The 12,688-nt window shown below is 74.3% G+C and carries 12 protein-coding genes; 9 read left to right on the top strand and 3 right to left on the bottom strand.

Annotation, left to right across the window (positions count from 1 at the left end; translation table 11 throughout):
• Positions 1-215 (bottom strand): hypothetical protein (locus ACFPCY_RS10480; protein ID WP_378253803.1); only part of this gene is annotated, 215 nt, incomplete at its 3' end.
• Between the two features lie 43 nt (positions 216-258).
• Here ACFPCY_RS10480 and ACFPCY_RS10485 point away from each other — a divergent pair.
• The 6 genes from ACFPCY_RS10485 to ACFPCY_RS10510 all read left to right on the top strand — a co-directional run bounded on the left by ACFPCY_RS10485 (position 259) and on the right by ACFPCY_RS10510 (position 6,126).
• Entirely contained in the window at positions 259-1,173 is a 915-nt protein-coding gene (locus tag ACFPCY_RS10485; RefSeq protein ID WP_378253805.1) for a hypothetical protein, read from the top strand.
• Between the two features lie 13 nt (positions 1,174-1,186).
• A complete protein-coding gene (locus tag ACFPCY_RS10490) occupies positions 1,187-1,933 on the top strand; it encodes a hypothetical protein (RefSeq protein ID WP_378253807.1) in 747 nt (248 codons plus the stop codon).
• A complete protein-coding gene (locus tag ACFPCY_RS10495; RefSeq protein WP_378253809.1) occupies positions 1,930-3,408 on the top strand; it encodes a ferredoxin in 1,479 nt (492 codons plus the stop codon). Before ACFPCY_RS10490 ends, ACFPCY_RS10495 begins: the two co-directional genes overlap by 4 nt.
• A gap of 108 nt (positions 3,409-3,516) precedes the next feature.
• On the top strand, positions 3,517-4,146 hold the full coding sequence (locus tag ACFPCY_RS10500) for a DUF4142 domain-containing protein (protein WP_378253811.1): 630 nt from the start codon (positions 3,517-3,519) through the stop codon (positions 4,144-4,146).
• A gap of 32 nt (positions 4,147-4,178) precedes the next feature.
• Entirely contained in the window at positions 4,179-5,375 is a 1,197-nt protein-coding gene (locus tag ACFPCY_RS10505) for a DUF1996 domain-containing protein (protein WP_378253813.1), read from the top strand.
• Positions 5,376-5,469: 94 nt separating this feature from the next.
• Positions 5,470-6,126 (top strand): SDR family oxidoreductase, encoded by a 657-nt coding sequence (locus tag ACFPCY_RS10510; protein ID WP_378253815.1) that lies wholly within the window; start codon positions 5,470-5,472, stop codon positions 6,124-6,126.
• Between the two features lie 131 nt (positions 6,127-6,257).
• Here the strand turns inward: ACFPCY_RS10510 and ACFPCY_RS10515 are convergent, their stop codons facing one another.
• Together ACFPCY_RS10515 and ACFPCY_RS10520 are read right to left on the bottom strand one after the other, a co-directional pair.
• The gene (locus tag ACFPCY_RS10515; RefSeq protein WP_378253817.1) at positions 6,258-8,126 is read right to left on the bottom strand and encodes an AMP-dependent synthetase/ligase; all 1,869 of its coding nucleotides are present in this window, start codon (positions 8,124-8,126) and stop codon (positions 6,258-6,260) included.
• Between the two features lie 184 nt (positions 8,127-8,310).
• On the bottom strand, positions 8,311-10,101 hold the full coding sequence (locus ACFPCY_RS10520) for an AMP-dependent synthetase/ligase (RefSeq protein WP_378253818.1): 1,791 nt from the start codon (positions 10,099-10,101) through the stop codon (positions 8,311-8,313).
• Between the two features lie 269 nt (positions 10,102-10,370).
• Between ACFPCY_RS10520 and ACFPCY_RS10525 the strand changes: the two genes are divergently transcribed.
• From ACFPCY_RS10525 to ACFPCY_RS10535, 3 genes are all read left to right on the top strand, one after another.
• Positions 10,371-11,057 carry a copper homeostasis protein CutC gene (locus ACFPCY_RS10525; RefSeq protein ID WP_378253820.1) on the top strand — a complete coding sequence of 229 codons (687 nt, stop codon included), beginning with the start codon at positions 10,371-10,373 and terminating at the stop codon, positions 11,055-11,057.
• 312 nt (positions 11,058-11,369) lie between these two features.
• Positions 11,370-12,137, top strand: coding sequence for a metallophosphoesterase family protein (locus ACFPCY_RS10530; RefSeq protein ID WP_378253821.1), 768 nt, complete (start codon positions 11,370-11,372; stop codon positions 12,135-12,137).
• Positions 12,138-12,200: 63 nt separating this feature from the next.
• Positions 12,201-12,638 carry an SRPBCC family protein gene (locus ACFPCY_RS10535; RefSeq protein ID WP_378253823.1) on the top strand — a complete coding sequence of 146 codons (438 nt, stop codon included), beginning with the start codon at positions 12,201-12,203 and terminating at the stop codon, positions 12,636-12,638.
• The last annotated feature ends 50 nt before the right edge of the window (positions 12,639-12,688 follow it).

The following is a 12,688-nucleotide window of genomic DNA, read 5'->3' on the forward strand; positions in this document are numbered from 1 at the left end:
GGGGCGGGGGATCGGGTGGGGGTGGGGGCCTTGGTGGTCTCCGTGCTCGTCGGGGTGGCGTTGCTGGCGGTCGCGGAGCGGACGTTGCTCGACAGCACGCCGCTGGGGGACGCGGGGCCCGCGGGGTCGCGGCTCGCCGTGAGCAGCCGGACGCCGCGGAGCAGCGCGCCGCCGGACGGCGGGGTGTCGCCTCGGCCGACCGTCCGGCCCAGCACGCCCTCGGTGACGCCGCCGGATACGGCCGTCCTGACGGAGCAAGTGCGGAAGTTGATGACGGACGAGCGCGCAGCCGACGCGCGGCAGGCGTTCGGAGAAGCGCCGGACAAGGCGCCGGTCGTTTCGCTCGGTCGGATCTCGCCGGACAGGACGTGGGTGTTCGGGACGACCGCCATCCCGGCTCCCGCGAGCACGGCCGCGAGCCCGCGCCTGGCGTTCTTCGCGGCGCACTGGACGGGTTCCCGGTGGACGCCGGCGCTGTCCGGGATGCCGGGGTTCGCGGCGCTCGTCCGGCGCGCGCCGGACGCGCTGATGCCGCCGGGCGAGGCGCGGGCGCTCGCCGCGTTCTCGACCGGGGAAGCGACCGTCCGGCCGGGCGCGCTGATGCTGCCCTGGAAGATCGGCGGCATCTGGACGCTCGACACCGCCGACGGCGGCACGGCGCCGCGCCCGCTCGACGGCCTCGGCTTCTCCGGAGGCGACGGGCGCGTCCTCGCCGCCGGGAGCGGGCGCCTCTACCGGTTCTGCGGCGCGGACGACGGGCTGCTGGTGATCGTCCACCCGGACGGCCTCGCCACCGCCTACGACGGGCTCCGCGACTCCACGCCGCTCCGCGACGGCAGCGTCGTCCAGCGCGGTGACCAGCTCGGACGCACCGGGACGGGCCGTCCGTGCGGCGGCATGCCCGCGCCGCACCCCCAGGTCCGCTTCGGCGTCTGGCACGGCGATCGGCGCGTGCCGCTCGACGGCGTGTCCCTCGGCGGGTGGACGCTGCGCGAGACGGCGCGTCCGCTGCTCGGGTTCGCCGAACGCGGAGCGAACCAGGTGCTCTCGGGCGGAAGCCTGAGCAATCTCGGGCCGGTGCCCGCCGCCGCGTCCCCCGCCCCCACACGTCCCGCATCTCCCGCGCCGCCGACCGACGGGCCGACCCTGCCACTGCCCGTCCCCAGCAAGTAGAGGAGTTCGACCAGTGCAGAGCTACGACAGCGGCGACCCGCAGCGCGGTGCGCCGTGGGGCTGGCGGCTGGCCCTCGCGGGCGGCCTCGCCGTCCTCGCCGGGGCCGCCACCCCGCAGGGCGCCGTCGTGACCGGCGGCCTCCAGCGTTTCCTCAACTTCTACGCCGGCGTGTTCAGCCTGCTCGCGCTGACGGCCGCGGTGGTCAGCGGCCTGCTGGCGACCGAGCGGCTGATCCTGCGGATCCGGCACCGGGTGCTGGCGCAGGGACTGCACCGCGCCGCGTCCCTGCTCGCGGTGACGTTCCTCGTCGCGCACATCGTGGTGAAGGTGCTCGCGGGCCTCGCCACGCCCGCGCAGATCGTCGTGCCGGGCGCCGGGCCCGTCGCGCTCGGCGCGGTCGCGTCCGACCTGATGGCCGTCATCGTCGTCACCGGCCTGCTGCGGGCGCGGTTCGCGACCGGCCTGCCGTCCTGGGCGTGGCGCTCGCTGCACGCGGTCGCGTACCTGTCCTGGCCGGTCGCGATCTGGCACGGCCTGACCGCCGGACGGCCCGCCGCGTCCTGGGTGACGCTCGGCTACGTCCTGTGCGGGGGCGCGGTCGCGCTCGCCCTGGCCACCCGCATGATCGTCGTCGTGCGCCCGCGCGAGGTGCGCCGCGCCGACGACCCGCCGCCCGTCCGCCCCTCGGCCGTGTCCGGACGGGCGGAACGGCCGAGTCGCGTGCGGGACGCCGTGGCCGGGCGGGAGCGGGTGCGATGAGCGGCCCGGTGACGGTCGGGGCGATCAGCGGCGCGCGGCTGACGCTGGGCTTCGACCGGTTCGAGCGGCTGGACCTGGACCGGCACCAGGCCGTCCACGGACGGCTCGCGACGCCCGGGTTGGACGAGGTGAGCCGCCTCGCCGAGCAGGTCGACCTGCGCGGACGGGGCGGGGCCGGGTTCCCGTTCGCGCGCAAGCTCGCCGCCGTGGCCGCACGGCTCGACCGCGGCGGCGACCCGCTGCCCGAGGAGCGGCGAGGGCGGCGCGTCCCCGCCGAGGACGCGGTCGTGGTCGTGAACGGCGCGGAGGGCGAGCCGGGCAGCGCCAAGGACCGCGTCCTGCTCACGCGCGCGCCGCACCTCGTGCTCGACGGCGCGCAGATCGCGGCGGCGGCGCTCGGCACCGAGCGGGTCGTGGTCGCGGTCGAGGATGACGGGGCGGCGCGGTCCGTCCGGGCGGCGATCGCCGAGCGGCGGCTGCCCGCGCGGGTCGTCCGGCTGGCGGAGCGGTTCGTCTCAGGGGAGAGCGGCGCGGTGATCCGGGCCGTGAACGGCGGGACGCCGATCCCGCCGGGCGTGAAGGTGCGCGCGTCGGACGCGGGCGTGGACGGCTGCCCGACGCTGCTGTCCAACACCGAGACGTTCGCGCAGCTCGCGGTGCTGACCTCGCTCGGCCCCGACCTGTACGCCGCGGTCGGCACGCCGGACGAACCGGGCACCACGCTGCTCACGGTCGGCGGGACGCGGGTGATCGAGGCCCCGCTCGGGACGCGGCTCGCCGACGTCCTCGCGTCCTGCGACACGCCCGCCGACCAGGCCGTCCTCGTCGGCGGATACCACGGGCAGTGGCTCGGGCCGGAACGCGTCGCGCGCGCCGGGCTGTCCCGGCGCGGGATGCGCGCGGTCGGCGGGACGGTCGGCGCGGGCATCATCCTCCCGCTGCCGGACGGCACCTGCCCGCTCGGCGAGGTCACCCGGATCGCGTCGTACCTGGCCGCGCAGTCCGCCGGGCAGTGCGGGCCGTGCCGGCTCGGGCTGCCGGACGTCGTCCGGGCGCTGAACGCGCTCGCCGACGGCGGCGGGTCCGTGGACGACGTCCGGCGCGCCGCCGGGATCGGGCGGGGGCGCGGCGCCTGCTCGCATCCGGACGGGACGGCCCGGTTCGTCCTGTCCGCTCTGGAAGCGTTCGAGGCGGACGTCGAGACCCACCGGTGGGGCGGATCGTGCGGCCGGCCCACGTTCGGGGTGCTGCCGCTGCCCGTCCCGACCGGCGAGGAGTCCCGCGTCGCGATCGACTGGAGCCGGTGCGACGGGCACGGATTGTGCGCCTATCTCGTCCCGGAACTCATCCAGCTCGACCGGTACGGTTTCCCGGTCGTTCTGGGAACGGACGTCCCGTCCTGGATGGAACGCGACGTGCAGCGGGCCGTCGCGATGTGCCCGGCGCTCGCCCTGCGCATTACCGGAGGCGCTTAACCGATTTCCCGTACCAGTGGCGGGACGGTTGAGAAAAAGCCCGGAACGCTGAACTCCCCTTCGAGCGGCCGCGTATCAACGGCTGAAGGAAGAAGGGAGCGAGCGCGAATGAGACGCCCATACGGCCTCGCCGGCTTCCGGGCTCTGCGGCGACTGGGACGCGCCCGGCTCCTGCTCGCCGCCGCCGCGGTGGTCGCGGTCGCGGCGGCGGCGCTGACCGTCCTGTCGCCGCCCGGGGTCCCGTCCGACGGCGGGCCCGCGACGGGGACCGTCCGGACCCGGTGGGGCCCGCTGACGCCGCAGGACCGGACGCTGCTGGTCAAGGTCAGGCAGGCCGGGCTGTGGGAGATGCCCGCCGGTCAGCAGGCCGCGCAGCGGGCGGCGAGCCCGCGGGTGAAGCAGGTCGGCGACATGATCATGTCGCAGCACATGCGGCTGGACGCCGACGTCCGGGCCACCGCCCAGCGGCTCGGCGTCATCCTGCCGAACCAGCCGAACCGCGACCAGCAGCGCTGGCTGAAGGAGCTGTCCGGAAAGTTCGGCGACGACTACGACCGCGATTTCGTGCTGCGGCTGCGCGCCGCGCACGGAAAGGTCTTCGCCGTCATCGCGCAGGTGCGGGCGCAGACCCGGAACACCGAGATCCGCGCCTTCGCGGAACGCGCGATGACGTTCGTCAACACGCACATGCAGCTTCTCGAAAGCACCGGCCTGGTGACGAAGCAGGCCGTTTCCTGAGCGATTCCCTAACCCGCGGAGGGAGATTCTTCATGCGTAAGAAGAAAGCCGTACTCGCCGTCTCGTCGGCGCTCGTCCTGGTGGCCGGCGCCGAATATCCGGCGCTGGCGGACACGCCTGGACCGTCCGGCACGCCCAACGACCACCACCAGCACCGCGGCCGGCAAGGCGCCGACCAGCAAGGCGGCCGAAACGGCGGCGCACAGAACGGCGGGCAGACCGGCGGACAGAACGGTGGGCAGAACGGTGGGCAGGCCGGCGGGCAGGGCGGCGGGGGGAAAAACGGCGGGCAGGGCGGCGGGCAGGGGCGCGGTGGGCAGAACGGTGGCGGCGGGGGGCAGCAGGTGAAGCCGGGGCCGGACGCCGGGCAGTTCGCGGACATCCGGCAGGCGCCGCCGCGACGGCAGCCGGCGCCCGGGAAGCGGGCCTCGCGCGGATCGTTCACCTCGCCCTGCGGACGCAACCAGAACCAGCACCACAACCCGGACAACTTCATCGTCGCGCCCGGTGTGTCGAACGGCGCGCACCACATCCACGACTACGTGGGGAACAAGTCGACCGACGGGTTCTCCACCGACGACAGCCTGGCCGCCGCCGGGACGACCTGCACGAACGGCGACAAGTCCGCCTACTACTGGCCGGTCATGCGGCTGCGCGGCCAGCGGGACGGCTCCGGTCAGGCCGCGCAGAGCCAGGCGGACGGCAACGTCGGACGGGTCGTCCTCCCCGCGTCCGCGCGCATGCAGTTCCTCGGGAACGCGCGCGGCGGAGTCGTCCCGATGCCGCGCTTCATGCGCGCCATCACGGGCGACGCGAAGGCCGCGAGCAACGGCGGCGCGAACGCGCACGCGCAGTGGACCTGCACCGGGTTCACCGACCGCGCCTTCACCGACAAGTACCCGCTGTGCCCGGGCGGCAGCCGCGTGACCCGCGTCCTGGACTTCCCGAGCTGCTGGGACGGCCGCAACACCGACAGCGCGAACCACCGCACGCACATCGTCTTCCCGGATCCGGCGTCCGGCGCGTGCCCGCAGGGGACGAAGGCCGTCCCGCAGCTGCGCATGACGCTGACCTACGACCTTCCGGCGCGTCCGCTCGCGTTCGCCGTCGACACGTTCCCCGAGGAGGGGCACGACCCGGTCACCGACCACGCGGACTTCGAGAACGTCATGTCCGCCGACCTGATGCGGCGCGCCGCGGCCTGCATCAATTCCGGCCGCAACTGTTGATGCTCCTGACCGGGGACGACGGGCGTCCGCCACGGTTATCCACAGGCGGCGCCGCGGCGGGCGCGGCGGCGCGCGGATCCGTAGGGTGGACGTCATGAACATCGTGATCGCGGGAGGACACGGCCAGATCGCGCTGCGGCTGGCCAGGCTGCTCAGCGCACGGGGGGACGCGGTGATCAGCCTGATCCGCGACCCCGCGCAGGTGGACGACGTGCGCGCGACCGGCGCCGGGCCGGTCATCGCCGACCTGGAGCAGCTGGCGGCCGACGACCTGGTCGACCAGCTCACCGGCGCGAACGCCGTCGTGTTCGCGGCCGGAGCGGGCCCGAACAGCGGCGCCGCCCGGAAGGACACCGTCGACCGCGGCGCCTCGGCGCTGCTGGCGGACGCGGCCGAGCAGGCGGGCGTCCGCCGGTTCGTCCAGATCTCCTCGATGGGCGCGGGCCGTCCGCCTGCGCCGGGCAGTGACGAGGTCTGGTCGGCCTACATCACGGCCAAGACCGAGGCCGAGAACGACCTGCGCCGCCGCGACCTCGACTGGGTGATCCTCCGTCCCGGCCGCCTGACCAACGACGACGGCACGGGCATGGTCACCCTCGCCGAACCCGAGGTCGGCCGCGGCGAGGTGACCCGCGACGACGTGGCGACGGTCATCGCCGCCCTCCTGTCGGAACCCACCGTCAACCGCACCACCCTGGAGGTGATCAATGGTCCGACCCCGATAGCCGAAGCAGTGGCCAACCTGGCCTGACCCGACCGGCCCACCGGCCCGACCGGGCCGACTGAGTGCGCCTGCCAAGGACCCCGTACCGTCCATGCAGCCCATGCCGTCCCGCCCGGCGTGGGCGGGTGCGTGCTGTGCCTTCCTTCGGCACGGGCGGGTCAGGCGTAGAGGGCTTCGATGTCGGCGGCGAAGTCCTTCGTGACGATGTGGCGGCGCACCTTCAGGCTCGGTGTCAGGTGCCCCTCGGCCTCGGTGAGGGGACGGTCGAGGACGCGGTACTTCTTGATGGCCTCGGCGTGGGAGACGGTGCGGTTGGCTTCGGCGACCGCGGCGTCCAGGGCGGCCCGGACCTCCGGGACGTCGCGGACCGCGGCCAGGTCGAGGCCGCCGGCGAGGCGCGGCACCGGGAGCCCGCGCGTGCTGAGCCAGGTGGGGAGGGCCTCCTCGTCCAGGGTGAGGAGGGCGGCGACGTACTTGCGGCCGTCGCCGACGACCACGGCCTGGTCGATGAGCGGGTGGGCGCGGAGCAGGTCCTCCAGCGGGCCGGGGGCGACGTTCTTGCCGCCGGTCGTGACGAGGATGTCCTTCTTCCGGCCGGTGATCTTCAGGTAGCCGTCCGCGTCGAGCTCGCCGAGGTCGCCGGTGCGGAACCAGCCGCCGTCGAACGCGCGCGCGGTGGCCTCCGGGTCGTTCCAGTAACCGCGGAAGACGCTGACGCCGCGCGCCTGGATCTCGCCGTCCTCGGCGATCCGGACGGCGGTGCCCGGGAACGGCCGTCCGACCGTGCCGATGCGGTTGCCGCCGGGCGCGAAGCGGTTGCCGACGATCGGGGCGGTGGTCTCGGTGAGGCCGTAGCCCTCGATGATCGACACGCCGACGCCCCGGAAGAAGTGCCCGAGGCGCTCGTTCAGCGCCGCGCCCCCGGACATCGCGTAGCGGAGGCGTCCGCCCATGGCCGCGCGCAGCTTCCGGTAGACGAGCGCGTCGAAGGCGCGGTGCCGGGCGCGCAGGGCGAGCGGCACGCGCCCGGCGTCCAGGGCCCGGCTGTAGGCGACGGCGGTGTCGGCGGCGGTCTGGAAGATCCGGCCCTTGCCGTCCGCCTCGGCCCGCTGGGCCGCGCCGTTGTAGACCTTCTCGAAGACGCGCGGCACGGCGAGCAGGAAGGTGGGGCGGAACGTTCCAAGGTCGTCCTGCAGGGTGCCGGGCGTGCCGTGGCCCAGCACCATGCCGCACTCCACGCAGCCCACCTGCACCAGGCGCGCGAAGACGTGCGCGAGCGGCAGGAACAGCAGCGTGGACGCGCCGTCCCCGGTGATCTCCGGCACCCCGGCGAGCACCACGTTCCGCGCCGTGGCCAGGAAGTTCGCGTGCGTCAGCTCGCAGCCGCGCGGCCGTCCCGTCGTCCCGGACGTGTAGACGATCGTGGCCGGGTCGGACGCCCGCCGCGACCGCCGCCGCGCGGTCAGCTCCTCATCGGAGACCGCCGCTCCCCAGGCCGCGAGCCGGTCCAGGTCGTCCCGTTCGAGCCCGCTGACCTGCGCGAGCTCCGGCAACCGCCCCCGGACGGACGCCACCGCCGCCCGGTTCTCCGCCGTCTCCACGAAGATCCCGCGCGCGCCCGAGTCGCCGAGGATCCACGCGACCTGCTCCGCCGAGGACGTCTCGTACACCGGCACGGTCACGCCGCCCGCCGCCCAGATCGCGTAGTCCAGGACCGTCCACTCGTACCGGGTCCGCGACATCAGCGCGATCCGGTCCCCGGGCTCCACGCCCATCGCCATCAGGCCCTTGGCCAGCCGCGCCACCTCCGCGGCGAACTCCCCGGCCGTCACCGCACTCCACGCATCCCCGTCCACCGCCGAGAACACGCCCACCGAGCGTGCTCCGTCTCCGGATCCGGGTGGGGCGGGGACGCGGCGGCGGGCGACTATGGCGGTCGGGGTGCGGGCGGCGCGGGTGAACGGGGCGTCGGTCAGGTTGGCGGTCTCCGGGAACCGCTCCCGGACGGGGACGTCGGTCTCGCGCATCGGTTCCTCAGGTCCGGGAGCGGGCAGCTCGGGTCGGTCGCGGGTCAGGCCGGTCGGCCAGGCCGGCCGCCGAGGTCGGCCGAGTCGGTCGGCCAGTCGAGCCGATCCGGTCGGCGGGGCCGGTCGGGGCGGTCGGTGGGCCCCGGCGCGCTGGGCGGGCGGGGCCGGTCGGGGCGGCGGCGGGTCAGGAGTAGAGGGCGTCGATCTCGCGGGCGAAGTCCTTGATCACGACGTGGCGGCGCACCTTGAGGCTCGGGGTCATGTGCCCGGCCTCCTCGGTGAAGTCCACGCCCAGGATCTCGTACTTCTTGATCGCCTCGGCGTGCGACACGGACTTGTTCGCCTCGGCGACCGCGCGGTCGATCTCGGCGATCACGTCGGGGTCGCGGCGCAGCTCCTCGACGGTCATCGCGGCGGGCTTGCCGTGCTGGGCCTTCCACGGGACGAGGGCCTCCTCGTCCAGGGTGATGAGGGCGCTGATGAACTTGCGGCCGTCGCCGACCACGAGCGCCTGGCTGATCAGCGGACACGCGCGCAGCCGGTCCTCCAGCGGGGCGGGGGCGACGTTCTTGCCCGCCGCCGTGACCAGGATCTCCTTCTTCCGGCCGGTGATCTTCAGGTAGCCGTCGGCGTCGAGCTCGCCGAGGTCGCCGGTGTGGAACCAGCCGTCCTCGACGGCCTCCTTGGTGGCGGTGTCGTTGTTCCAGTAGCCGCGCAGGATGTTGACGCCCTTGGCGAGCACCTCGCCGTCCTCGGCGATGCGGACCGAGACGCCCGGGATCGGCTGCCCGACCGTGCCGATCTTCAGCGCGGACGGCCGGTTCACGCTGATCGGCGCGGTGGTCTCGGTCAGGCCGTAACCCTCCAGGATGGTGATCCCGACGCCGCGGAAGAAGTGCCCGAGCCGGTCGCCGAGGGCCGCGCCGCCGGACACCGCGTACTGCACGCGCCCGCCGACGGCCGCGCGCAGCTTGCCGTAGACGAGCACGTCGAAGACCTTGTGCTTCAGCTTGAGCTTGAGGTCCGGACCGCCCGCCGAGAGCGCCTTGCTGTAGGCGATGGCGGTGTCGGCCGCGGCGGCGAAGATCTTGCCCTTGCCGCCCGCGATCGCCTTCTGCTCGGCGCCGCTGTAGACCTTCTCGAACACGCGCGGGACGGCGAGCAGGAAGGTCGGCTTGAAGGAGTCCAGGTCGGGCAGCAGGCCCTTGATGTCGCTGTGCCCGAGGACGATGCCGCCCTCGATGGTCGCGACCTGGATGAGCCGCGCGAACACGTGCGCGAGCGGCAGGAACAGCAGCGTGGACGACCCGTCCACGGTGACCTCGGCGAGCGCGCCCTGGATCGCGTTGCGCGCGGTCAGCACGAGGTTCCCGTGGGTCAGCTCGCAGCCCTTCGGGCGGCCCGTCGTGCCGGAGGTGTACACGAGCGTCGCGACGTCGGCGGAGGTCGGGACGCGGCGGCGCTTGTCGATCTCGGCGTCCGGGACGTCCGCGCCGGACGCGGTCAGCTCGGCGATCGCGCCCGCGTCGATGCCCCAGACGTGCGCGAGGCCCGGGAGCTCGTCCCGGACCTCGGCGATCGCGGCCAGGTGGTCGGCCGTCTCGGCGAACACGGCCTTCGTGCCGGAGTCGCCGATGATCCACTTCACCTGCTCGGGCGAGGACGTCTCGTAGATCGGGACGGTCACGCCGCCCACGGCCCAGACGGCGTAGTCGACGAGCGTCCACTCGTAGCGGGTGCGCGACATGAGCGCGACCCGGTCGCCCGGCTCGATCCCGGCGGCGACCAGGCCCTTGGCGAGCGCGGTCACCTCGGCGGCGAACTCGCCCGCCGTGACGGCCGTCCACGCCCCGCCCGCGGTGCGGCGGCGGATGACGATCTGCCCGGGCTGCGCGGCGGCCCGGCCGAACGGCGCGTCGGTCAGATTGGCGGAGTCGGGGACCTCCACCAGGGCGGGGACGCTGAACTCGCGCACGGCCACTCCTAGGTTGATCACGGCTAAGGCGGGGACGACGGTACAACCTCTTGCTACTCGATGGTAGCTACGGGTCCGCGCAGGTCGGTAGCCGCGAACCGGCCCGGCCGGGGGCCCGCGGCCGGGCCGGGCGGCACGCGGCGTGACGGCCGCCACACCGCCGCCGCACGGGTGTCGTGCCAGGTGGGCGGCGCGGCGTCCGGCTCGCCGTTGGCCTACGCTTGACCAGGACGGACGGGACGGGTTCAGCTTACGCGAGGAGGCGCGGCGTGGCCCTGCTGGAAGTGATCGCGCTCACGGCGGACGACGCGCGCGCCGCGGCCGAGGGCGGCGCGGACCGCCTGGAGGTCGTCGCCGACATGGCCGCCGACGGCCTCACCCCCGACCCGCGCGTCGTGGCGGAGATGAGGCGGGTCACATCGCTGCCGATGCGGGTGATGCTGCGCGCCGCCGCCGGCTTCCGCACCAGCGGGCCCGAGCTGGAGCGGCTGGCCCGCGCCGCCGGGGAGCTCGCCGAGGCCGGTGCGGACGGCTTCGTCCTCGGCTTCCTCGACGCGTCGGACGCGATCGACTCCGAGTCGTCCGCCAAGCTCGCCGCCGCCCTTCCCGGCGGCCTGCCCTGGACGTTCCACCGCGCCCTCGACCACGCCGCCGACCCGTCCGCCGGATGGACGGCCGTCCGCGCGCTCGGCTGCGACACCGTCCTGACGGCCGGATCGGCGCGCGGCGTCGGGTCCGGCCTGGACGTGCTGTCCCGCCGCGCCGCCGAGGGCCCCGAGTCCGCGCGCCTGCTGATGGCGGGCGGCGGGCTGCGCCGCGAGCACGTCGCCGTCCTCGCCGCCGCCGGGGTGCCCGCCTTCCACGTGGGCACGGCCGTCCGCCGCGACGGCTCCTGGGACGCCCCGCTCGACCCGGCCCTCGTCGCCGAGTGGCGCGCCCTCGTCCCCGCCTCCTGACCGACGGATGCGGCCCGAGCGCCCGCCTTCTGACCAGCGGGCGCGCAGTGGTGTGCGTCTCTTGATCGGCAGGGGCACGCAGGTGTCCGTCTCTTGATCGGCAGGGACGCGCAGGTGTCCGTCTCTTGATCGGCGGGGGCGCGCAGTTGGTGTCCGCCTTCTGACCAGCGGGGGTGCGCACCGGGGTCGGCCTCTTGATCGTGCGCGTCGCATCTCGGCGGTTCGGGGCGCGGCGCGACGGACGGTGACGGCGTGATCGACAAGACGGGCCTCGTCGTGTCGGGACGCCGGGACGCCTATTAGGCTCGGTTCATGCGGATCCATGTGGTGAGCGACGTCCATGGCCGCGCGGAGGCGCTCAGGCACGCGGCGGACGGCGCGGACGCGCTGGTCTGCCTGGGCGACCTGATCCTGTTCGTCGACTACTCCGACCACGGCCGGGGCATCTTCGCCGACCTGTTCGGCCAGGAGAACGCGGACCGGTTCATCGCCCTCCGCACGGCCAAGAGGTTCGACGAGGCGCGCGAGTTCTCGCGGCGGATGTGGTCCTCGCTGGACGGCGACGCCTGGCCGCACATCGAGAAGGCCGTCCGCGGGCAGTACGCGGAGCTGTTCGACGCGATGCCGGCACCCGCCTACCTGACCTACGGCAACGTGGACGTCCCGCGCATCTGGCAGGACTACCTGCGTCCCGGGCACCGCGTCCTGGACGGCGAGGTCACCGAGATCGGCGGCGTCCGGTTCGGCTTCGTCGGTGGCGGGCTGCGGACGGTGTACCGCACCCCGAACGAGATCGACGACGCGGAGTTCGCCGCGAAGGTCGCCGCCGTCGGCGCGGTGGACGTGCTGTGCTGCCACATCCCGCCCGCCGTCCCCGAGCTGCTGTACGACACGGTCGCGCGGCGGTTCGAGCGGGGCAGCGAGGCGGTGCTGGAGGCGATCCGCGCCACGTCCCCGCGCTACGTGCTGTTCGGGCACGTGCACCAGCCGCTCGCCCGGCGCACGCGGATCGGCCGGACCGAATGCATCAACGTGGGGCATTTCCGGGCGAGCGGTAAACCGTACGTACTGACGATCTGACGGGAACTCCGCGAGGATGTGTGCGGCGGAGCACTAGGCAGGACAGCCGGAGGGAAGGGGCCCATGGCGGACCGCACGAGCTCGTCCATCACGATCAAGGCCGCGAAGGCCGACATCATGGCGGTGATCGCCGATCTGGACGCCTACCCCGAGTGGGCGAGCGGGATCCGCGCGTTCGAGGTCACCGAGACCGGCGACGACGGCCGCGCCCGGCGCGCCCGGATGACCTTCGAGGGCGGCCCGATCAGCGACACGGTCGGGCTCGCCTACACCTGGGACGGCGACGACGCCGTCCGCTGGGAGCTGGTCGAGCCGGGCACGGTGGTCACCGGCCTGCACGGCGCCTACACGCTCGACGGCGCCGGGACGGGCGAGACCGAGGTGACCTACGAGCTCGCCGTGGACGTCCGGATCCCGATGATCGGCATGGTCAAGCGCAAGGGCGAGAAGCGGATCATCGACTCCGCCCTCAAGGGGCTGAAACGACACGTCGAGCGCTGAGTAATGCGACAGCGCCGCGAGCGGGCCGCTACCGCGGCCCGCCGACCAGG

Origin of the sequence: Actinomadura gamaensis (assembly GCF_042652125.1) — a bacterium.
Taxonomy (GTDB): Bacteria; Actinomycetota; Actinomycetes; order Streptosporangiales; family Streptosporangiaceae; genus Spirillospora; species Spirillospora gamaensis.